The organism is Flammeovirga sp. SubArs3 (assembly GCF_947387565.1).
GTDB classification, from domain to species: domain Bacteria; phylum Bacteroidota; class Bacteroidia; order Cytophagales; family Flammeovirgaceae; genus Flammeovirga; species Flammeovirga agarivorans.
In genome coordinates this window covers 478999-503533 of the sequence record NZ_CANDOA010000004.1, presented here as the reverse complement: position 1 = coordinate 503533, position 24535 = coordinate 478999, and the positions used below count along the sequence as shown (strand labels likewise).

The window sequence follows — 24535 nt, the reverse complement described above, 5'->3', positions numbered from 1 at the left end:
TATTGAAACTACGAAGTTTTGACATAAAAAAATAGTACTCCCAATAATTAATTGAGAGTACTATCACTTATTCTTCTAATCAATATTACTTGTTAATAATGACAGGTATTGTACCGTAATCCAAATCTTTAGTATATACATTCACAAAATATTGCCCATTTTGTAAACGTCTAAACTTCATTTCTTTTGGTATCCCTGTGTAGCTTTCAACTACTTGTCCACTCGTATTTCTAATAACGATATTGATTTCATTTGCATCTAAACCTTGTAGTAAGAAGGTGCCATTAGAAGGGTTAGGATAAGCTAAGACATTAGAAGACAACTCATTTTCCAAAGAGTTTACAGAAGTAAGTCTAATGGTTGCCGTTTCTTGATTAGAAGCACCGCAATCATTCGATGCCTGTACTGACACCGTATGGTCTCCTACATTAGCTTCCCTCACTGTAAACATTATGGTCTGTTCATTATCATTACCAATGACATTACACCCTTCTGGTATATTCCAATTGTAATTTCCGCCTCCGGTAACATTTGAGGCTGTAAGCTGAACGGTATCTGCTACGGAATATTCTGTTGAAGAAACCGTAATACCTCCTATACTTGGTGAGGCTGGAATCGCAATTTTCAATGAATTACTAGAGTTAGTACCAGCACATGCATTTGTTGCTGTAACAGAGATATTGATAGAATCAGAGTCTACATTTTCTACATTTAAGGTTAGAATATCAGTAGTTTCATCTCCGACCACAACTGCTCCATCTGGAATGGTCCAACTAAATCCATTGGCAAATAAATGTCTTGCAACAATTGTTACTTCTGAATCTCCACAAGACAATGTCTTATTGGCAATTAATTCGGAGATTACTGGTGCTTTAGATACATGTACATAGGCGGTATCTGCTGTACCTAATCCACAAGTACTTTTTGCACTAACTAATACTGGGTAAGTTCCTTCTTGTACCCCTGTGAAATCTACTTCAACGGTAGCCGCATTTGCTTGAGCTCCGCTGGCAAGGACTGCCCCTGTTGGTAATGTCCAATTGAATTCATGGGATGGGTTACTAGCTGTGGCTGTGAAGTTAATCGTTCCTCCAATACATACATTTAAATCAGTATTTGTGATAGTCGGTACTGCATTAGGATCGTAAACATCAAAAGTAAGTGTATCAGAAACTTGTTGCCCGCAACCATTAAATGCATGACAAACAATTCTGTGTGTACCAAAACCTTCTCTACTCAAATCAACCTGAAGTTCATCACCATTGAGACTTGTCAATGCTATGATATCTGTTGGTAATTCCCAATAGAAAGAGTCTACATGAGCATAACTAGATAAAGTAAGTCTAGCATGTTGTGTAGGACAATGTAAATCTACCGATGGTTGAATATCTCCAATTGAAGGCTGAACAAATTGATGAACATCCCATGAAGCAGTATCTCCATATTGATATCCACTTGCTGCATTGGCATTGTAAGCTGAAACACTAATTGTAGTGGTTTGCTCTAAGTTTGAAGTTAATGCACTAAAATCGAAAGTGGCACTATCTCCATTGGTCTGTCCCGCTACTAAAGTTACATTTGGATTAGAAGACCACCATTGCAGATCACCTCTATCATGTCCATATACCTTAAATGTTCTTGTAGAAATATCACAGCCTAAGGTATCAGCATTGAGCCTTTGTCCAGTGATAGGTGATAACTGGACAATATTTACACTAGTCTGTAAAGGATTTGTTCCCGTTGCTTGATCCAAAGTATATAACAATTCAAATGCATCACTATTTCCTCTATCTATACTCCAGAATGTTCCTTGGAATGCAGGAGTTCCTCTTTCAGTACCTCGATGGTCGGAACCTACATAATTTCCTGTTTCGCCACCTTTAGTAAAACCATATATTTTGTTATCATGATAAGCCAAGTCTGACATTGGGAACCAACCGTGTGTACTATCATTGGCTACTGAATTTAATTCCGTATCAAAGCCTGTCTCAGGAAATTGTTTAATGATATGTGATGCACCTATTCGATTTCCATTCTCACCCATTGGATAAGCTAGAATACAACCCATGGTAGTTGGACTATTGTATTCAGATGCTGCAACTAATGTATCTGGGTCACCTCCTGCCCCTGGTAAAATCAACATTTTACCTTTTATGCCTGGCTCCCCTTTTCCTGATACTCTTAACTCAATTTTTGTTCGTTCTCTTGAATCACTTACAAATACATCAATTGTATATTCATGTGTAATCACCCAAGGTGAACTTGATACATCCAACTTCAGTATTGTTCCTCCGTGTGTTGCTATTACATTCTCTCCAGAACCTTGTGTAGAGTAATAATACGTATCGTCATCTTTTTTAGTGACTGAAGAAGAAAATAAGAAACCCCAATCCCATGCTGCATCATTGTTATCTACATTTCTCTTACTTCTAAGATCTATTAACTCTGTAAACTGACCTGTAGATAAATCATAAGTATAAAGGAAATTGGTATACGTAAATACTAATTTGCCTTGTATCTCAATTATTTCACCAATGATATTGTATGGGGCTTTTTCGGTCGCCTCAAAAAGTCGGTTTTTAAACCTTCCTGACAATATTATCACAGAATCCAAATCATCATTAAACTCAACCAAGCGGTCTCTATAGAATAAGGAGTCTTTATAAACATCATATGCTGTTGCTCCTGTTCTTTCAATTGCGTAATATTTTCCGTTGGATGCTAAAAAGGCTCCATTGGAATATCCTTGCTTGGCCAACGAATTATTTCCTGTTGAATATAGATGACCAATATTGCCTGAAGAAGGATCAAAAGAAGCTAATGTACCATAATTATTAATACCTCCATCTCGATTTGAAAAAGTAAATTTTCCGTCTTTATACGGAGTTAACCTTGTCTCAGGAATAAAACCAGTATCTGACCCAAAACTGGCAATTACTTCCATTTTATTGGTTGCTAATTGATATTTAAAAATTGCTCCTTGGTTACTTTTTCCACCGAATTCTGTGATGCCCCACATCGTTCCTCCATCATCATCTGTGATAATAAAAAATTCTGTCGGGTATGATGAATCCTTGAAGTGATAAAGTTCTTTGTAATTACCATGACGGTCATATTGGTAAATAACCCCTCTGTCTGGTCCTGAAAAAGTGATTGTTGCAGGTTGTGTCATACCAATAAGGTTATGTCCATGTGGTACTAATCCTGATATAGCTGTACCGTTTGCATTACCAAATGTAAATTCTTTTGCTACAGACCTGCCATCTGGATCAATACTTACTAAAGTACCCACACCTGTAGATCCACCAGCAAAAGATCTAGAAAATAATGTACCTGATGAATTTCTAAATACTCCTGAGAATTTATCTCCCAAAAATTGTCGATCTCTTACTACTGTTATCTCGTGAATAAACCCACTTTCGGCATCTACTTCATAAAAGCCACCACCTCCAAAAGGTGATGCAGAGTTCGCTACAACTAATCTATCTCTTCCTTGCACATTTCGATGAGCAAGTGCACCAGATGCTAATGAGTAGCCATAAGGATTACTACATAATATTCTATCATTACCTGTGGCTAAGTCGTATTCATACACTCCACCACCAACAACATTTGAGCCATCCAGTCCATCAAAGATGGTGGCATATAATTTATTATTAAGCTTATAAAAGCCTCCCCCCATTCTTTTAATCTTAAAAATATTTGTAAGGTTAGTAAGTGATATCAAGTGGGTTGGATCACTAAGTTTAATAGCAAACACTACATCTTCACTACTACGGCGTCTCATTATCCCATAAAGAATCTGGTTATGTTCCACCATATTATATATAGGATAATGTTCATTGTAATCAAATGAAAACAGTTGAGTTACAGTATTAGTTGATGGATCTATTCTGAAGAAGGTTCCGCTGTAATGCTCTCCACCTCCTTCTGTGTGACCATAAATATACCCATCAGAAGCTAATACTAACGAACTAAAGTCTCCGGGTTGTCCTGTAAAGGATTCTCCATGATCATAAAACTCTGGTGCTGTGCCCGCTGGTGCACTTAGATTATAAACAGAAATACCTCCGGAATTTTGTATACCACCAGAAGAATTGGTATTGATAACATATGGCTGAGCTAGTGTGAATCGAAAAGCCATAGACAGTAGGAGCATAAGGAATATTTTTAATGCTCTACTATCCCATTGGTAATAGTAAATAGAAAACATCATTAATAGTTTGGGTTAAATAATACTATGAAAATAACCACCTTCAGCATAGAAAAAAAGTGATTATTTGAAAATCACTAGCATTCCTCTGAATATCACAAAATGAATAAAATACTCATTGACAACTACTTCCAAAAGCTTCATCAATCTCTATTCTCTGTTTACTTGAAATCAAGTATGATAAATTCAATGATAGCTAACGAAATTATTTAAACACATCACGCTTAGTATGTTATTTTATTTTTTATCAAAAACACTACATACCTAATATTTCCACTTTTGCATCATTAAAACAGCTTAGTATTCTGAAATAGTTTTGTTAGAATAGTACAATTTTCAATAATGTATTTTCTTGTAAAATTGAGTCAAAAAATAGATTTTTCTTCACAAAACATTGATTATCATACATATGTACACAAAAACCGTTATTACGACAAAAACCACATAAAACACTAATATTCAGACTTTTATTCTAAAAATATTTCAAATTTAGCATGTAAGAAAATTTAACAACGTCATTTTACCCCCTGAAACTAATAGTCTGAGTACATACATTACTCATGACATTTCCATCCTTTTGAGATAAGTTACCGTAAATAAATGCAAACCTAATTACTATTTAACTCGCTCGAAAGATGAAAAAGATTTTATTCCTGTTATTCCTAATTTTTATTACAAAATTAACTATTAGTGCTCAAACTTACTCAGTATCAAGTTCTGCATCTGGCTTTATATATATAGGTACAAGAGGTAGCTTATCAGATTTTGTTGATGAAGATGGAAATAGCTTACCTTCTTGGACAGGTGGATATAACGTTAGAATACAAAGTGGAAAAAACGTATATATTGGAAATAATTCTTTTGATCCTGACGTAGTGATCGATACGTTATTCGTAGATGGGACATTAAATAATACAGCCTATAGAACTACATGTCATTTTGGTACAGTAATCGTTTCAGGTTCTGGTAACTTTAATGCTGACAACCATTCAGGTGGTCGTTTATATGTAAATGTTCAAGATATTGTTTTAGAAGAAGGTGCTGAGTTTGCTGTACCAAGTGTTGGTTCTAATGGATATAGTGGATTAAACTGGTCTGGAGCAATTACAGTAGAAGATAACGTTACACTTTCTACAGGTGGTGCTTCTAATAACCTAATTACATTAGCACAGATTAATGCTTTACCAGGTAACAACCCAAAAACAGTTGCTCAAGGTACTGTAGATGCTATCCCTAATAATATTAATTCAATTGTTTTAAATGGTAACACAGCTTTAACTGCAAACCTTGCCAATACTGGTGTTAGTATCTACACACAAGGTAATGACTTAATTATTGCAGATTCAATTACTACTGATGTAAAAATCTATGCTGATTTAGCTTCGGAAACTTCTCCTACTGTAGATTTAGCATTTGCAGGTAATGCTGCAGGTACATTCAGTTTACAAGCATCAAATAATGTTGTAAGATCTTTGACAATGAATACGACTGGAGGTTCAGTTACTTTAGGTGAGCCTATCAACATTGTGAATAGTACTTATAACTCTAGTGCATTGATCTTAACAAATGGAATTTTAAATACAACGACTACTAATATTTTAAGTCTGAATGAATTCTCTTTTGTCAACAATGCAGTATATACTTGGACTGGTCATGCTTCAGGTGGATCAGATGCTTCACATATTAATGGTCCTATTCAAAAAACGATCAACTTTACATCTGCTTTAAAATCACATTTCAGTATTGTAGGTGCTAACTTCTTCTTAATGATGCCAGTTGGTAAAGGCGGTACGTTAAGAGAGGCAGGTGTAGGTCAACCGACAGCAAATTCAAGTACAGTTTTTAGAGTAGAGTACCACAATAACCCACATACTTTCTTTAGAACAGTAGATCCTATGGCAGGTGTAGACGCAGTAAGTTCAACTGAATATTGGGATGTAGACAGAATTAGTGGTTCAGCTTCAGCAGCAGTTACTTTATCTTATGATGCAAATAGTGGTATCCAAAATACACATATCTCTGATGTAAAAGTAATGCACTACGACGGTTCGCATTGGGAATCACAAGGTGCTCAAGTGTATAACACTGTAGGTTCAAATGTTGGTGTTTTAGCATCAAGTCCAGCTTCAAGTTTTTCTCCTTTTACATTAGGAGGTTCAAACAACCACGATTTACCTGTTGAGTTAACTTATTTTGAAGGTGAGCAAAACGAGGATGGTTCAGTAAGCCTTTATTGGGAAACTGCAACAGAAATCAATAATAGTCACTTCGAAATTGAAGCTTCATCAAATGGTAGAGATTACCAAGTTATTGGAACTGTTGAAGGTAACGGTAATTCTAATGTTAGTATTGAATATGATTTTGAAGTAGTAGCACAAGAAGCTGCTCAGTATAACATCTTTAGATTAAGACAAATTGATTTCGACGGTGCTTTTGAATATTCAGATGTTGTTGTTATTGAAAATACTGCACAGAGCTTTGATTTAGATATTAATGTATTTCCAGTACCAGCACATGGTCATATTACTGCCAGAATTAATCATGAAGAAGTGTTAGAAAATAGTGTAGCTGTAATCTATAATGTAAATGGTTTTACATCTATGCTACTAGAAGCTGATCATTTAGATAATATTGATATCTCATCATTAACAGATGGTATCTACTTCTTAAGTATCACAACAGCTAATGGTTTGAAAAAAGTAGAAAGATTTATTGTTAGAAATTAAGATTAAAATTCATAAGCGAGTACTAGTAAAAGGTCGCTTTACTATTGCGGCCTTTTCTTCCTCACTATTAAATTTAAAAACATGAAAAAGTTATTGATTCTATTTGTTATCCTTTTTGCAATGAAATTAGCCTCTGATATCAACCCATTTACCAACCATGTGAAAGAAAAGAAAATCTCTTATGTAGCCCATAAAAAATAAAAAAATTCTACGAGCGATGATTGTCTTCATTTAAGTTTAAGGTCTTAGATGAAGACTTTTTTGTATAAAAACTAACTAAATTATCACACATCAATCAATAATAAAAAATTGATAAAAGACAATAAAAATCGATTTATATCTTAAAAAATACAAAATAACACATTAATTTACTTTTGTTTGGCTTAAAACAGTTAAACAACATAACTTGTTTGATATTAAACTACGTATTTCGAAATGTGATTAGTAAAAATACAGTTTACAAAAGAATTACTGACACACTGACCAACATTTATAAATTGATATGAAAAAGATTTTACTTACAGTTGCAGCCCTTGTGATGGGCTTTGCTAGTACGCAAGCTTTTGCGAAAAAAGATCCTAAAAAACCAAACTTCCTAATCCTTTGGGGGGATGATATCGGAATGTATAATTTATCATTCTGGAACCGAGGAATGATGGGTTACAAAACGCCTAACATCGATAGAATTGCCGAAGAGGGGATCGCATTTACCGACTACATGGCAGAACAGTCTTGTACTGCGGGTCGATCATCATTTATTACAGGACAATCGGGTATCCGTACAGGTATGACCAAAGTAGGTCTTCCAGGTGCAGAAAAGGGTTTAACTGATGACACTCCTACCCTAGCTGAATTAATGAAAGCAGAAGGGTATGCTACAGGTCAATTTGGTAAAAACCACTTTGGTGACAGAGATGTTGACCTTCCTACAAACCATGGTTTTGATGAGTTCTTCGGTAATCTGTACCATTTAAATGCAGAAGAAGAGCCAGAATTACCAGACTACCCTAAAGACCCTGAATTCAAAAAGAAATTTGGTCCAAGAGGTGTGATCCATTCTTATGCAGATGGTAGAGTTTCTGATACGGGTCCTTTAACTAAGAAACGTATGGAGACGATCGACAACGAAGTAATGGGTGTAGCTCAAGAGTTTATCAAGAAGCAAGTCGATTCAGATACTCCTTTCTTTGTGTGGTTCAATACTACTCGTATGCACTTTAGAACACACATTTCGGAAGAAGAACAAGGGTTATCTAAAGGACAAGGTATTTATGCAGACGCAATGGTTTCTCATGACCAAGTAATCGGTCAGATGTTAGATTTCATTGAGAAGTTAGGAGTAGAAGAAAATACTTTCGTGATGTATTCTACAGATAACGGTCCTCACTACAACTCTTGGCCTGATGCTGCGGTAACTCCATTCCGTGGTGAGAAAAACACAAACTGGGAGGGTGCATACAGAGTTCCTTGTATGGTAAAATACCCTGGTCACATTCCAGCAGGACAAGTATCTAATGGTATGGTTTCTCACTTAGACTGGGTACCTACAATTCTTCACTATGCAGGTAACGATCACATCAAAGAAGACCTATTAAAAGGTGGTGTGAAAGCAAATGGTAAAGAATTTAAAGCACACTTAGACGGTTATGATTTAGTTGCTCACTTAGAAAGTGAAGGTAAAGTTGAGTCACCTCGTCATGAATTCTTATACTTCAATGACGATGCACAACTTACAGCTATCCGTATGGACGATTGGAAAGTAGTATTTATGGAGCAAAGAGCACATCAAATGGCAGTATGGTCTGAACCATTTGTACCATTAAGATTACCAAAAATCTTCAACTTACGTCGCGATCCTTATGAGAGAGCGGATATTGATTCAAACGCATATTGGGATTGGTACTTCGACCATGTTCCTTACTTATATATGGCACAAGATAAAGTTGGTCAGTTTATGTCTTCGTTAATGGAGTATCCTCCAAAACAGAAAGCGGCTTCTTTCTCAGTTGATCAAATCATTGAAATGATCATGAAACAAACAGAAGCAATGAAGTCAGAACAAAACTAGGTTTTGATTATCGGATATAAATAATACATCCCCTCTATTAGATAAATCATCTTTTAGAGGGGCTTTTTATATCTAATCAATTAGCCATTTATTTCCAGCTCATTAATAGGCAATAAAAAACCCTTTCGATAGGCAATACCTATGAAAGGGCTAGTTGTTGTTATTTAATCTGACACCATTATCGGTAAGCTTGTTCTTACTTACTCTACTTTTATTTAATTTGACACTAGTAGAAAACTATTTACTCTGTTCTTTATATATTTCTGTTAGCTCGTCCCAAGACACTCCAAGTAACTGAAGCTTTTTAAAGAAATTCGGTAGATCCTTTTTCATAAATTCCGATTTTTCTAATTGCTTTACCATTACAGTAGCATCTTCTGAGATAAAGTAGCCAATTCCTCTTTTATTAAAGATCACCCCATCATCCTGTAGTGCAGCATACGACCTAGCTACAGTATTTGGGTTTACCTCTAATTCTATGGCCATTTGTCGGACCGAAGGAATTTTATCTCCTTCTACCCAAACTTCTTTCAGAACCTTTTCTTGAATAAGGTCCATGATTTGAAGGTAAATGGCTTTATTATTTGAAAATTCCATATTTAAACTTCTGCTCTTTTAAATTTTAAGAAGGATAGTATCCACAATGCTAGAATTGTGAAACTGACTCCCACTTGAAACACATACTTGATCGTCCCTTGTAGTGTTTCTTCGTCTAATTGAAGACTGTAATCCATGTTTTCGAACTGTCCATTACTAAAGAATAATAAGAAGACAATCACTCCTACTACCCAAAAACCAACAAATAATCCAAAACCAATTACAGTTGTTTTAAGGAAAGCATATCTTCTAAACAACGACGATCCCAGGAAGTAGAAAGAATGTACAAACAAGTAACTCATTGTAAATCCTAACAATCCTTCAGCACTGATCATATCATTGACAGTAAACAAAGTAATGCTTCCTCCAAATAATGACCAGACCAATTTTGCTCCTAATTCTACTACTAAAAAGACTAGCGTAACTGTAACAGGATAGAAAAATGCTGTCGAAAGGAAGGTTACAAAAAACTTTTCTTCCCTAGATGCAGGCAACGACAAGTAATTCAATGCTCCTCCTTTAGTAGCTATACGATGGAATGAAAAGGATGAAATAATAGGTCCTCCCAATCCAATTGCCAAACCATAAATTGTACCTAATGTCTGATTACTTACTACACCTCTAGGTTCCAGTGTACTCGACAATGCACAAATAGCAATAATAAACAATGCAAAACCTACTACTGAGAGTAAAAGCGGCTGTTGCAGTAATACTAATTCGTATTTAAATAAGTTTGATATTCTATTGATATTAAATTTAGATTCCATGACACTAGTTATTTGATAAAATGAGTTGGTAATGCTTGATTCATCTTCTCTTTCTCTGTTAAAACAGCATTAAAGAGTAATTCAAGGTTGATTCTACTTGGTATTCCAGAATGATTAAAAGCCACTACTTTATCTTCTGCCACACCATTTTCTGTATAGATAACATCTGAGTTTTCCACTTTCTCTGCTGTTGTAAATAATAACTTATCGCTAATATTTTCTAAAGTTTCATTAAACACTACTTTACCATTATCTACAATGACGATAGGATCAATTAAGCTTTCAAGGTCGCGTACTTGGTGAGTTGAAATAAGAAATACTCTATCATCACTCATATGTTTCGCTACCATTTTTCTAAACTGACTCTTAGAAGGAATATCCAAGCCGTTGGTAGGCTCATCCATCAATAATAATCTAGTATTTGAAGCTAATCCCAATGAAATCAATGCCTTTTTCTTCTGGCCGTAAGACATATTATTCATTTTCATCTGCCCATTCAAACCAAATTCAGTCAGCATTTCATAGAAAGTTGACTTATTAAATTTAGGATAGAACGGGGCTAGTACACCTTGGTATTGATCAATAGTAACATTGGGAAAAGTCATTTCTTCAGGAATAAAGAAAACCTCTTGAAGAAACTCTGGCGAAGAATTATCAGCAAAAAAACCACCCACATTCACTGTACCATCGAATGGTTTCTTTAAACCTGCGATTAACATTAGAAGCGTTGATTTACCAGCACCATTCTCACCAAGCAACCCGTATATATTTCCTTCTTTCAGCTCTAAATCAAGAGCATCATACAATATATGCCTCTTTGAATACCCGAAAGTTAGATTATTAATATTGATCATGATTATGTTTTTAGTGTACTATTTAACTATTACACTACAACATTAATTCAATGATTTCATAATTCCAAATTTTAAGTAATATTTTTTCTATAGGGACCCTTTAATTCACACTCATTTAATAATGAAATGCTATTTTTCAAGAAATGAGATGATTACTAATATTATTCTTGGGGATTATGTTTTTATCCCATATATTAGCGAGCTTATAATAAAGTATTCGATTACAAATTTTATATAGATCAATGCCGAACGCATCTTTAATCACTCGTGATTTAACAGATTTGACGAAAGAGACTAAAAACATCTATGAGTCAATCGTAATTACAGGAAAACGTTCAAGACAAATCTCTTCTCGTTTGAAAGATGAGTTGAACGCTAAGTTATCAGAGTTTGCTACAACTGTAGATAACTTAGAAGAAGTACAGGAGAACCGTGAGCAAATTGAAATTTCACGTTTCTATGAGCGTATGCCAAAGCCAACAACTCTTGCAACAGAGGAGTTGATCGAAGACAAAATCTTTTTCACAAAAGTTGACGACGCTTACTAAGCCATAAATCAACTCAAGTGAGACAAGCTTCCTAATTTACCGAATGTAGATTAGGAAGTTTTTTTTTATTTTTACTTCTCGATCATAAACCGAACAAATACAAATGAACCCGATCCTAGAAGGTAAAAAGATATTGATAGGCGTTACAGGAGGCATCGCCGCATATAAAATTGCTTTATTAGTGAGATTACTCAAAAAGCAAAAGGCAGAAGTTCAGCTAATTATGACTGAGGCTTCCAAACAATTTATTACTCCAGTTACTTTATCTACATTATCCGAAAACCCAGTATTATCTCAATATGCAAATGAGGAAACAGGAGAATGGAATTCACATGTTAAATTAGGTTTATGGGCTGATCTTATGATTATCGCTCCTGCAACAGCAAATACAATGGCTAAAATGGCCAATGGCTTATGCGATAACTTATTAATGGCCACTTATTTATCTGCAAGGTGCCCTGTGATGATTGCTCCTGCTATGGATTTAGATATGTTTATTCATCCTTCGACGACTAGAAATATCAATACATTGGAGAGTTATGGGCATATTATAGTAGATGCAGAAGAAGGCGAATTAGCTTCTGGTTTGGTAGGTAAAGGCAGAATGGCCGAACCTGAACATATTATTGATGCAGTAGAAACTTTCTTCGGAAAAACAGAACATCTTCCGTTAAAAGGTAAAAAAGCTTTAGTAACTGCAGGGCCAACTAAAGAGCGTATAGACCCCGTTCGATTTATTACCAATGGCTCGACAGGTAAAATGGGATATGCCATTGCAGACGAATTAGCTAAACAAGGAGCTGAAGTCACTATTATTTCTGGTCCTGTCAACGTTTCCACATCACAAAAACAAGTAACCATTGTAGATATTGAATCAGCTCAAGATATGTTTGAAGCTGTAAACGAACGTTTTGAGTCTACTGATATCTGTGTTTTCACTGCTGCAGTAGCAGACTATACTCCTTCTCAAGTTTCTTCATCAAAAATTAAAAAGAAAGATGGAGATATGGGAATTGAAATGAAAAGAACAATTGATATTGCTAAAACTATGGGTGAGAAGAAAACTTCTCAACAAATTACTGTAGGTTTTGCATTAGAAACAGATAATGAGTTAGATAATGCCAAAGGGAAACTACAAAAGAAAAATGTAGATTTTGTGGTATTAAACAGCTTAAAAGAGAAAGGAGCAGGTTTTGGTCACGATACGAATAAAGTATATATTGTATCTACTGAGCAAGTAGTAGAGCTTCCTCTTTTATCCAAAAAGAAAGTTGCTGAACATATTGTTGATGAAATTATTCAGAGAAAAGGTTAATTTGTCATCTATAATTTGAATCCATACAGAATGAAACGAGTAGTCGTATTTTTTAGTCTTATATTATTTTCTTTTTGTGGATGGTCCCAAGAGTTCCAACCAACCATCACTGTCAATGGAGAACGTGTTCAAACCAATGAGACACAAATCTTTACTGATTTACAAAATGCATTACAACAGTTTATGCAGAATCAGGAATGGACAGATGATCGTTTTGAAGATAACGAGAAAATAAAACTGAACATACAGATTACTTTAGCCAATACGTCGGATGTCACTGCACAATCTTATTCTGCAGATGTTCAAATTCAATCCATTCGTCCTGTATATGGCACTTCATTCGAAAGCTCAATTCTAAACTTCTTAGATAACAAATGGCAATTCTCTTATAATGATTCCGATCGATTGGTTTACACCCGAGGGGTATACACTTCTGAAATCGTCTCGCTATTAAGTTTTTATGCTTATATCTGCTTAGGAATGGATTACGATTCTTTCGGATTAAATGGAGGATCTCAGTATTATGAGAAAGCGTTAGAAATTGCGAACTATTCTGAGCAAAATGGGCGTCCGGGATGGAGTGCATTTGGTGACAAAAGAGATAGATACTATATCGCAAGAGATTTCATGGATCCTCAATTCGAAAATTTCAGGAAGTTTCTATATACCTATCATAGACAAGGTTTAGATATTTTCAGTGATGATCCAAACCAAGCTAGAGAAAATATATTGGCAGGGTTAAATGAATTAAAAGGCGTTAGAAAAGCTATTCCTATTTCTGTTACAATGGATGTATTTTTTGCTGCAAAAGGAGCTGAAATTACCAACCTTTTTGCAAAAGCAACAAAAGAACAAGCCGATCAAGTAGGTAAGCTGTTATTAGAATTAGACCCTACAAGATCTCAAGTATATAAGAAATTACTAACACCCTAGTGAGTAAGTACTTAAAAAATTTATATCATTACATTCAAGCATTAAGTTTGGACGTAGCCATCGGTGCCATTATTTGCTGTAAATTTCTTGCAGTAATTAATGGCATTGTGCTTCCTATATCTGTATTTATTTCATTGGGAACTGCTGTTTGGGTCATCTACACTTTAGATCACCTTTTAGATGCCCACTCAATACAGCATACAGCACATACATTTAGGCATGCTTTTCACCAACGGAATAAAAAGACTTTGGGAATATTTTGTCTCTTCTTTGGCTTTATTGGAATTGCAAATACTTTCCTCTACTTACCTATTTCTTTATTTTACCATGGATTGATACTCACTAGTATCGTCTCTTTGTACTTAGTTATCATCAATTTAAAAGTACTTCCTTTTGCAACGTTTAAAGAGTTTACTGTTGCTATTATTTACACTGCAGGTATTTCTTTACCTGTGTTTAGCCTCAGTCCTGAAGCTACTCCTCAGCTCTATTTATTTACCGGAATTTTCTTCACATTGGCATCCATCAACCTATTGGAATTTGCCTTATTTGATTATGAAACAGACACAAAAGATGGACAACTTTCTGGTACTAGAAAGCTAGGATATAACAACATGAAATACAGAATCAACATTCTATCCTTTCTATTTATACTTCTAATGGGAATCTCATTTTATATTCTGCCTACTGAATTATATTCTGCTTTGATTGTTCTTCTGTTGATGGGAAGCTGTTTAGGCCTGATCTATATCAAATCGAATTTCTTTTCTAAAGATGATTACTTTAGAATTTTTGGAGACTTTGTTTTTCTGTTTCCCGCTATATATCTGTTTATTTCATGAAAAAAGATCACTTTAATCCTATTGCGAAAGTTTATGATAGGCTTGCTAAAATAGTCTTTGGAAATTCTATAATAGATATCCAACATCAAACATTTGAGAAAGTAAAAAAGGGAGGAAAAGTATTAATTTTAGGTGGTGGCAGTGGTAAAATACTACCGTTTATTGATCAACAGATTAAGCCAAAAGACATTACTTATGTTGAGCTTTCTTCAGAGATGATAGAATTAGCGAAAGAAAAAAAAGTCAGTTGCTCTATAAATTTTATCCAAGACAGTTATGAGGTCATAAATCCTGATAAAAATAAATACGATGTATTGATCACCAATTTTTTCTTAGATATTCTAACCTACGAAAAACTTACAGCGTTTATCAATACATCGCATGAATTATTAAATCAAAATGGACAATGGATCGTTACAGATTTCCGTATTGATCCACATCCACTTAAAAAGGTGTTTCATCAAACACTGCATAAGTGCATGGTTTTATTCTTTAAGATCACTGTAAACCTTCAAAACAGCAAGCTTTATGACTATGAAGAAATGATTCAAAATGGGAATCATTTTCAACAGAAAATAACGTATAAAGCTTTTTCAAAAATGATGTTTTCTACTTTATTCCAGAAAGTTTAGTTCAATTGGAATTTCACAATTTCCTTATCTGCACCTTGAACAATATGAACAATAAAAATACCCCTACCCCAAGGTGTTTCTAGGTGAATACTGTTCACATTATCTTCTGAGTAAAATACTAATTGACCCAAATGATTAAAGATCTGAATATCGTATGGTAGATTATTATTCACTGACAAGTGCACAGTGCTACCTGCAGACTGAGGTACAGGGTATATTTCCCCTTCCAACTCAATATTAGAAGTTGAAAACTCTACTACTACAGGTCCAAATATTTCAGATTGTCCATCAAAATCCACTTGATGTAATCTATAATACCCTACACCTGTACGTACAGTATAATCATCATATTGGTATTCAATTTGAACATTACTATTACCTGCTGCAGGTACTTTTTCTAAAGACTCCCAATTTCTACCATCTTTTGAAAATTGAACATCAAAATAATCACTATTGATTTCTGAAGCGGTAGCCCAAAATAAGGAAGCTCCATCTTTGTATGCTTCAGCTTCGAAATAGATAAGTTCTACAGGTAAATCCCAATTATCACAATCCTCAATTTGAGTGATATCAATAGGCATATGTTCATGGTATTTATCTTCTATTCTTTCAACACCATCCATACAAGAGTTTTCTTGATTATAAACCCAATTTACATCTTCCTTAAAATGCATTTTATCAGTATTTATTCTCAATGCCCAATTATCTGCAACTACTTGCATCGGATCGTCTTTCTTATCCGATTCAAAGTCAGTATGTTCATTAACAGTCCAATCACTACTTGTAATTTCTAACGAACCTCCTTTAAACTTAAGGTGTTTATTAGAAGTCAGGTACATCGATGTAATGATCGTCTCACAATCTTCTAGTTCAAACTTTCCCTCGACATAGAAGTTATTTGCTGAAATGATAACGACTTTATCTTTGTGTTTTGTATCTGAAGAAATTCTAGCCTCTTCACCTGTGTAATATATAGTATCCCCATTGGGTGGGTTAGGAGATTCATCACATTCGGGAACGTCTTCAGGACGGTGGTCATTCCCACCTTTTGCTGAGACAGTATCACTGGCAGAAGAAATGCAACTTTCACCAGTAACATCCCAAACTACCTTATTAGGACCTTTATAGTGAATCTGATTACTATATTCAAAAATACTTACACTATTAAATGTAACATATAATTTATCTTGACCATGTTGATCAAAATCGACATGACCATCTAATTGCCAAATACTATTATTGGCTTGTAACGCTCCTCCATTAAATTCTAAGTGAGCTCCATCCTCAGAAATCAATAAAGAGGATTCAACAGTAACATCACAACTTTCAAACTTAAGATGTGAGGATACCGTAAATTGCTCTGCTGTAATTATGATTGTTTCATGTTTGTATGTTATATCTTCATCAACTCTAGGTTGATCTATAATGATTGGATCATTAGAAGGTAAACCAAAAACAATCGTAGACAGCAATAAGAACAATAAAAGTAGACTATGTTTTTTGTCAGTAAAGGTGATAATATCCATCGCTTTCTATAACAAATTAAATTTCACAATGACGAGTTATTAATACAGGTCTGCAATGTTATATTAAGCGATGGGAAATGTCACCTTTAATTAAAGTTAATTAAACAACAATTACATTTGTTTAAATTTCAACTTTTATACCAATCCACTCCTTTTTTCAATAAGGATAATGTTTCTTCTTCTCTTGAGCCTGGCTTCGCTTGGTAGTCATATACCCAATTGGCTTCAGGTGGTAAACTCATAAGAATAGATTCTGTTCGGCCGTTACTTTCCAGTCCAAACTTTGTTCCTCTGTCCCAGACTAAATTAAACTCGGCGTATCTACCTCTTCTTAGTCTTTGCCACAACAGCTCATTTTCTCCAAAAGATTTATCTTTATTTCTTTCTACTTGTTGTTTGTATGCTGGAATAAATGCTTCTCCTACATCTTGAACAAAGTGCCAAAGTTGGTCAGGGTTTAAGCCTTCTTCTTCATGTTTCAAACGATCAAAGAAAATACCTCCAATACCTCTCGTTTCGTTTCTATGAGGAATGAAGAAGTAATCATCTGCCCATCTCTTAAAACGATCGTAATAACCTGCCTTTGTGTTTTCACAAGCTTCAAACAAATGCTCATGGAATAAAGCTGCAGCTTCTTTTTCTACATAATGTGGTGTCAAATCTATACCGCCACCAAACCAGTAAGTCCCATTAGAAAGTTCAAAATAACGAACATTCATATGGATAATCGGAACCATTGGGCTTTGTGGATGAAGTACGATAGAAACACCCGTAGCTTTAAATTTATCAGCTTTATCTACTTTTAAAGCCCTCGCCATTCCTTCAGAAAGATCACCTTCTACCAATGAAAAGTTGACTCCTCCTTTTGCTATAATATTTCCACCTTTAATTACTCGGGTGCGACCTCCACCTCCTTCTGGCCTCTCCCATAAGTCTTCTTCAAACTTGGCTTTACCATCAATTAACTCAAGGTCTCTACATATATCATTTTGAAGCCCTTTAAACCAGGCAATAATTTCACTACTCGGTATGTTTTTCATCGTGTTTCTTTTTCTTTTTTTCTTCTCTTTTTTTCTTTCGGATATATTTCTTGTAGCCTTTAGGCTTTTTCGTCATTTCTCTTTTTGTTGGACTTTGTGTAATGTCTCTAAAAGCATCAAAACTCTTGGTATGCATTACACTCGCCCCTGTTAATGATGTATTATCTTGATTGGTAGAAGTATAATAGACATCTTGTCGGTATTTTTGATAGAACTTCATTCTCAAAGCTCCATCCTGTGATATTACCACTTCTACAGTCCAATCACCTAATACGGATGCCGCGGTGGTCTGATTTTGACTATCTGTAAAACCACCATCTCTAGTTACCCTTACCTTTCCTTGGGCAAAAGTATAGGACAAGCGCATTTGTAAATTTTGTAATGCCTCTTTGTCCAAACCACTCATATCCAAGTCTACCTCAAAGTTTTCGTCCACCTGAGATAAGATATAACTCAATTGATTGGTCAATAGCTCAGAAACGGAACTAGAAGCCGTTTGTCCAAAACCAGTATAGGCATCATTAGACAACAACTGACGTAATACGATTAAGCCGAATACTTGTCTATTTAATTCTTGTTCATCTCTATGTATACGTTCTTCAAAACCTGCAACGTAAGATTCTAAAGAAACTGGACCTGCCTCAGTAGCGACAGTTGCAGGATAATCATGAATATCAATATCAAAACCTAATTGAGGAGCAGATAAATCTCCCTTGATCATTAAGTCCACATCTGTTGGATAACGCTTGGTGATCTCTGGAGCATTTCTAATCGTACTGTCTTGTAAATCTATTAGAGGTAATAGACTCACTCTCTGTTCGTATTTTGCTACAATATCCATTTGTGCTGAATATGGATCACCATTCCAGGAAAGTGTAGAACCAGGATCAATCACAAACTTCTTATCGACAAGGTTAAACTCCGCTACTTTCATGGTAAAGTTGTAGGCACCTTTCACAATTTCGACATTACCAAACATCTCAAAATTACGGTTCTTGTCAATCTTCATTTGAAGCTTTCCTTCACCATTTCCTCTAATGATATCACCCGATTTTTTATCAAAAATTAGTTCACAGTAAGCATCTGGGGTAATATCTAGATTCATGTTTACCTGGAAGTTGGCAACGTCATTTTCAATGACCTCTTCTTCATCTAATTCTTCCTCCATTTCATCTTGAGTAATGGAATCCGATTTTACATAAACGATGTAGGGGTCACTTTCAGAATAATCTATCGCATTCAGTGGAATATAGATCTTTGTACGTTTATTCGTTGCTGCTGTCACATCAATATTGATATCATCAAATGGACCTTTGATGGAAATATCACCGGTACCAAATGCTGTTCCGTAGAACAAATCGTTACCTTCTTCCTGCTTTTTCATGATGAAGAAGTCATCGAATCTAACATTTAAATCGACAACAGTATTCTCAAAGCCTTCGTCAAAATAAACACCCCCATTCAGGTAAGCATAATGACCATATTCATCTATTGCTTTAAAGTTTGTTGTAGTAATTTTATCTGGACGAACTTCTATTTTCGTACTTTCTCCCTCTTCTCCAAATAGGTAGTCCACATTCAGAAAGACTAATCGGATATTCCCTTCCTCTGCAATAACATTACCCCATAGTTTAGGTGCTTCTTTCTTTCCGGATATCTTAATCCAACCGGTAGCCACACCATCCAAGACACTGACCACCTCATCCACATAAGGCTGAAAAATACCCAAAGGCAGTTTCTTTACCTGAAGTTTCATGTCTAATTGATCTTCTATCTTATTGGGATAGTAAGACCCTAGCAAAGTAAACTTATCTGAAAGTGAATCTGTGATATTAAAATCTACATTTAACTCATCTTTGGTCCATTGAGACTTTCCTGATAAATCACCAAGGAAGTAATCATCTACCTCTAAGTCTTTAACATCAACATGACCATATACTCGGATATCAGAGAATACATTTTCTATATATACATCCAAGCTATCTACCTCTCCTTCATAGTTTTGGGTAAAATACTGAGATAGATACTTAAGATCTAGATTATCGGCTGTAATATGAAGTGGCTTTGGATTATCTTTCTGTAAGAAGCCATTTAAGAAAAGCAACTCATCATTATTTGACAAGTTAAAGTTATCAAACTCTACACCATCGGGGTAAACGGTTATTTTTGATGGGTAGGTGGACGCTGTTGTCCAAGTTTCCTCACCATATTTCACTTGTGATTGAGGCAATTGGAAAATCAGTTTATCCTTAAAAAGTTCAACATCACCTTTTAGTTGCAGTATCGTTTTGTAATTGGTGAAGTTCACTTCTGTTTCGAACATCATGTTTCTATCTACAGAAAATGCATTGAACTCAAAGTCTTCAGAAAGTACCCCATTGATCGTTTGTGATCCTGAACTTGCTTTAATTGATGTATTAAATTGTCTTTGGTATCCATTTTTTTCTGTGTGATAACTCAGCATATTGGAGTCTAACAGAACATCATAAAACTCTAAATGATCACTAAAAAGTTTAGCATCGAAGGCTTGCTGTTTACCAAAATTTCCCGAAAGAATTACTCTAGTATTATCTGCTATTTTAATACTGTCTGAAAAGATGCTTAAGAGATCATTGATATTTGTGATTTGCAGATCAGCATCCACTGAGTAGTTATTCTCTCCTTTCTTTTCGCGTTTCTTTACCTTCTCTTCATAGTACTTTTCAACAACTTCGTCTTCTTTAAAAAGATCGATATTCGCTTCATTAATAAGTTCCATCACATCGCGAGATAGATCTGTCACACTAAAGAAGCCAGCCATATTGAATTTCAGAAAGTCTGCTTCAATATTCAATAAACGTAATCCTGATGCATCAACATTCGTCAACATCATCAATTCTTCAATATTTAACTCTCTTTTCTTATTGTATAAGCGAGTCCCTTGGAAGAATACTCCTCCTGATATTCCATTTCCAATTACTTTATCGAAGGAAGCTTCCATTCCAGTTTGCAAACCAACATGCTTCTCTGTTAAGTTAAGGGTATTAAGGTCAGGTGCTAGGATTCCTGATTTAAAATGGAAGGTACTGTCTCGGAAGTTTAATAACCCATCAACAAACATTTTCAAGTTGGGGTCATTCACTCTTAATCCTCCATTAAAGTACCCTTCTTTCATATAGGTACTATCTAAGTAAATATTTTGGTAAGAATAATCATTAAGATCCAGCCTACTCATTTTAGCATCAACACTTAGCTTTATAGAGTGAATATCAAACCCTTTTCCGTCTACATTTCCTTCAAAATCTACGATACCAACTTGCTCTACATCGAAGACCCTACCCACATCCAAGCTATCTGTTTTTAGATATCCCGTATATGTTTCTTTAGGTATTGAAATGTCCATTTTTGGAGTGATCACTCCGTATTCTGAGTTTAATACGCCATCTAGTTCAAAGTCATCCAACGTTCCTTTAAACTCTCCTTCTAAGGCAACTGCACCAAATAACTCTACATATTCCCTAAACTGGTTTGGTACATAAGGCTCTAAGTCTTCAATAAAATAATAACTGTCTTTGAACTGAAGATCCATGACTGTTCTCTGGGTTTCAATAATGTGGTCAAACGAGAAATCACCTCTAACTGTACTTCCTCCTCCAAACCTTAGGTTGGTTTTGGTTGCCTTTAGATCATTAACGGTTCCTTGAAGTTTTACATCACCTGAAATATAATCATGGATACTATCAAAATAGGTAAAAAACAGAGACAGATCATCTGTATGTAATGTGCTATTCTTTAGGTTAACATCCATGTCTACACAGTAAAAGAAATCATTGTAATCTGTATAGTCATCATAGTTAAACTTCACCTTACCTACGATATAGCTCGAACCCATTTTCCCGTATAAATGATCTAGAATTAGACCTGTCGTTGAGATAGCAAAATGGGTATCAACATCCTGTATTTCGAGTTTACTTCTTCGTTCAAATGCATGGAGATTTTTGATTTCCATACCTATTGTATCTCGTGCTATTCTAAGATTTGTGACTTCCCCCTGAATATTATCAAACTCCATGTCATTGACATCGAACTTGCCTTTTTCTCTGAGTTCTACCCAAGGGTTACGCAGTATATATTTAGTGTTCTTTAATCTTACTTTTTCAAAAATGATATGAACATCTTTTGGATCTTTGAGATCATATCGATGGATACCTTTTGGATCTCCAGCCATATGTCGGATCCATTTTGTCATATTGTTCATGGAGTCCAATCTAGAATCCATTACCATTTCCACACTACCACCATCAACCAACGCGTCTTCTATATGAATGTAATGATCGTTGTTGTACAATAGCTCAATAAAAGAGAAGTTTAATGTCAATTCATCGGCTTTGATTAGAGGAACTGAATCTTTATCTAAAATTTGTACTTTTTCCAAACGCCATCGATCAAACCAATCTAACTTTACAGATTCAATTGTTGTCGGATGTTGCCATTTTTTTGTTATAAAATCAGTGATCTCATGAATTATCATGGTTTGCACAAATGGCAACTGAGATAAAGACATAATAATTAGCCAAAAGAAAATCAGGAGTGATTGTAGTCGAAAAAACCACACACGCATAAATCTAGCAGCATTTTTAAGTTTAAAAAGCTGTCTTTTTCTAGCAAAAGAAGATGTTTTATGTGCAAAAAAATTGAACTTCACTGATAACTTTTAACCCAAGACTCTAAATTTCAAGAACCCCTTGATCTACAAAAATAGGGTTAATTCTATTATGATAACATGATCCGGAAAGTAAATTGTATTTTGTTAAAACATTGGCGGTATTTTTTCTCTCTAAAAATTGTACTAAATAAAGTTCATTCAAAAAAAAAGCATCATAAAATGATGCAGTTTTCTTGTAATTCAGGTTTAAAAATATTTTCAGTATTACTATTTAGATAATAGAATACAGTGAAAGTAATAAAGATTACTTCCAAAATTTCCTTTAGATATAAAATAGAGGATTCTCCCAGCTACAGGAGCATAAAAAGTTTAGAGATATTTTTAATTAGTTCTGTTACAGTAATAGTTTTATACATTAAGTGGATGCAATTTGTGTATTGTATTCCTATAAAACAAATTATGCATGACAAATTTTAGAACTAATCGTAGTGTATTGAAAACTAGATGAAAGCAAAACTGCCTGTCACAAAGTAACAAGCAGTTGTTCCATATTTACTTACAACACTCACATAGCATGTAAAATAATTACATACTTCTGCGATTATAAACCTGAATTCTGGTGATCAATAATGGTTTGAATTTTTTCCCAAGAAATCACCTTGAAGTTTTGTGCTTTTAACGAGTCTCCATCGTAGTTAAACCCATCTTGAACAATCAGAGCTCCTGTCGGAAAATTTGCTCCGATAGGCTTGTTACATACTTCTAAACCATCTGTTTCCTCTACTCCATCTACCATTGGGCCATCAACAATTTTAAAGCTTGTGATATATCTTTCATCCTCAATAGAGAATAAAGCATAAGAAAAGTTTCCTTGGCTAGATGCTACTAGATATCCTGTATCCTTCGAAGTTTTATACAATGCAATTCCTTCAATATCAGCTTCTATATTTTTATTGTTAGATATTTTAGAAGAGGCTATCAACTTTAATTTACTTGTACTATCCAATAGATTCACTTTCCAAATACCATTAGACTCTTCACCAATGTAGAGCATATTGTTTACGTCATCTACCACCATTCCTTCTGGTTGAGAAGCTACTTGGTATGTATTTGTTAGTTCTAACTTACCTGATAAATCTTCTTTCAAATTTAATGCGTACACTTCAATGCGACCATTCTTTGCATTAGCGATCAAACTCACTTTATTCTCTGCATTTTTATACATACAGAAACCATATACCTCATCCATTTTATTTGACATTAACGGATTTTCTATATTCAAAGTGATTAAGGAGTCACCCTTTAATTGAAAAACAGATACTCCATTAGTATCTTCATTAGATGCGGCTACAATATTTACTTTTTGTTGTCCAACTGCTACATCTTGGCGGATATCTACATTATTTACCTGACCTACTTTATAAAAACGTAACACCTCACCATCTAAATTGTATACATAAAGTCCATGCTTTTTATCTGTACCAATGATTAAAGATGATTCGGGGGATTCTGAGTTATAATAAAATGCTGGATCATCGGCAGCATCTTCCATAACACCTGCTGCAACTGGAATAGTTTCAAAGTCAGCTTCTATTGAATAGTTTATAGTAGATTGTAACTGATAGGCTTCTTTCATAGCACTATCATGTTCTCTCGGATCTTTATATTTCTTTTGTGATGTCTCACAGTTCGTTAGTATTAATGATACAAACGATGCTAATAGTATAAGTCCTTTTGTTTTCATTTTTTTTGATGATGTTTTGTTTGTTATGGCAAATTTATTCATCAAATCTTCTCGAAAAACAATCACTTACATCCTTCATAAATTG

The 24535-nt window shown here is 34.7% G+C and carries 15 protein-coding genes; 7 read left to right on the top strand and 8 right to left on the bottom strand.

Features of this window, described 5'->3' with window-relative positions; translation table 11 throughout:
- Nucleotides 1-85 precede the first annotated feature (85 nt).
- Nucleotides 86-4216, bottom strand: a complete 4131-nt coding sequence (locus tag QL232_RS14380) for a choice-of-anchor tandem repeat GloVer-containing protein (RefSeq protein WP_281614611.1) — start codon at nucleotides 4214-4216, stop codon at nucleotides 86-88.
- Nucleotides 4217-4848: 632 nt separating this feature from the next.
- Between QL232_RS14380 and QL232_RS14375 the strand changes: the two genes are divergently transcribed.
- Nucleotides 4849-6939, top strand: coding sequence for a T9SS type A sorting domain-containing protein (locus QL232_RS14375; RefSeq protein WP_281614610.1), 2091 nt, complete (start codon nucleotides 4849-4851; stop codon nucleotides 6937-6939).
- Between the two features lie 502 nt (nucleotides 6940-7441).
- Entirely contained in the window at nucleotides 7442-9007 is a 1566-nt protein-coding gene (locus QL232_RS14370) for an arylsulfatase (protein ID WP_168881551.1), read from the top strand.
- Between the two features lie 237 nt (nucleotides 9008-9244).
- On the opposite strand, the gene QL232_RS14365 is transcribed toward QL232_RS14370, so the two are convergent.
- The 3 genes from QL232_RS14365 to QL232_RS14355 are packed head-to-tail and all read right to left on the bottom strand — an operon-like array spanning nucleotide 9245 to nucleotide 11225.
- Nucleotides 9245-9604 carry a GntR family transcriptional regulator gene (locus QL232_RS14365; RefSeq protein WP_168881552.1) on the bottom strand — a complete coding sequence of 120 codons (360 nt, stop codon included), beginning with the start codon at nucleotides 9602-9604 and terminating at the stop codon, nucleotides 9245-9247.
- 2 nt (nucleotides 9605-9606) lie between these two features.
- Nucleotides 9607-10371, bottom strand: a complete 765-nt coding sequence (locus QL232_RS14360; RefSeq protein WP_281614609.1) for a hypothetical protein — start codon at nucleotides 10369-10371, stop codon at nucleotides 9607-9609.
- Between the two features lie 8 nt (nucleotides 10372-10379).
- Entirely contained in the window at nucleotides 10380-11225 is an 846-nt protein-coding gene (locus QL232_RS14355; protein ID WP_281614608.1) for an ABC transporter ATP-binding protein, read from the bottom strand.
- A 242-nt stretch (nucleotides 11226-11467) separates the two neighbouring features.
- Between QL232_RS14355 and QL232_RS14350 the strand changes: the two genes are divergently transcribed.
- From QL232_RS14350 to QL232_RS14330, 5 genes are all read left to right on the top strand, one after another.
- A complete protein-coding gene (locus QL232_RS14350) occupies nucleotides 11468-11773 on the top strand; it encodes a DNA-directed RNA polymerase subunit omega (protein ID WP_168881555.1) in 306 nt (101 codons plus the stop codon).
- A 103-nt stretch (nucleotides 11774-11876) separates the two neighbouring features.
- A complete protein-coding gene (gene coaBC, locus QL232_RS14345; RefSeq protein WP_168881556.1) occupies nucleotides 11877-13088 on the top strand; it encodes a bifunctional phosphopantothenoylcysteine decarboxylase/phosphopantothenate--cysteine ligase CoaBC in 1212 nt (403 codons plus the stop codon).
- A gap of 30 nt (nucleotides 13089-13118) precedes the next feature.
- Entirely contained in the window at nucleotides 13119-14021 is a 903-nt protein-coding gene (locus tag QL232_RS14340; protein WP_168881557.1) for a DUF4835 family protein, read from the top strand.
- The gene (locus QL232_RS14335; protein WP_281614607.1) at nucleotides 14021-14863 is read left to right on the top strand and encodes a hypothetical protein; all 843 of its coding nucleotides are present in this window, start codon (nucleotides 14021-14023) and stop codon (nucleotides 14861-14863) included. Before QL232_RS14340 ends, QL232_RS14335 begins: the two co-directional genes overlap by 1 nt.
- On the top strand, nucleotides 14860-15495 hold the full coding sequence (locus tag QL232_RS14330; RefSeq protein WP_281614606.1) for a class I SAM-dependent methyltransferase: 636 nt from the start codon (nucleotides 14860-14862) through the stop codon (nucleotides 15493-15495). The genes QL232_RS14335 and QL232_RS14330 overlap by 4 nt, the downstream gene beginning before the upstream one ends.
- On the opposite strand, the gene QL232_RS14325 is transcribed toward QL232_RS14330, so the two are convergent.
- The 4 genes from QL232_RS14325 to QL232_RS14310 all read right to left on the bottom strand — a co-directional run bounded on the left by QL232_RS14325 (nucleotide 15492) and on the right by QL232_RS14310 (nucleotide 24450).
- A complete protein-coding gene (locus tag QL232_RS14325; RefSeq protein ID WP_281614605.1) occupies nucleotides 15492-17021 on the bottom strand; it encodes a T9SS type A sorting domain-containing protein in 1530 nt (509 codons plus the stop codon). The two genes, QL232_RS14330 and QL232_RS14325, sit on opposite strands and share 4 nt — an antisense overlap.
- A gap of 128 nt (nucleotides 17022-17149) precedes the next feature.
- A complete protein-coding gene (gene hemF / locus QL232_RS14320; protein ID WP_281614604.1) occupies nucleotides 17150-18061 on the bottom strand; it encodes an oxygen-dependent coproporphyrinogen oxidase in 912 nt (303 codons plus the stop codon).
- On the bottom strand, nucleotides 18042-22604 hold the full coding sequence (locus tag QL232_RS14315) for a translocation/assembly module TamB domain-containing protein (protein WP_281614603.1): 4563 nt from the start codon (nucleotides 22602-22604) through the stop codon (nucleotides 18042-18044). Before QL232_RS14315 ends, hemF begins: the two co-directional genes overlap by 20 nt.
- A gap of 703 nt (nucleotides 22605-23307) precedes the next feature.
- A complete protein-coding gene (locus tag QL232_RS14310) occupies nucleotides 23308-24450 on the bottom strand; it encodes a phytase (RefSeq protein ID WP_281614602.1) in 1143 nt (380 codons plus the stop codon).
- Nucleotides 24451-24535: the final 85 nt, after the last annotated feature.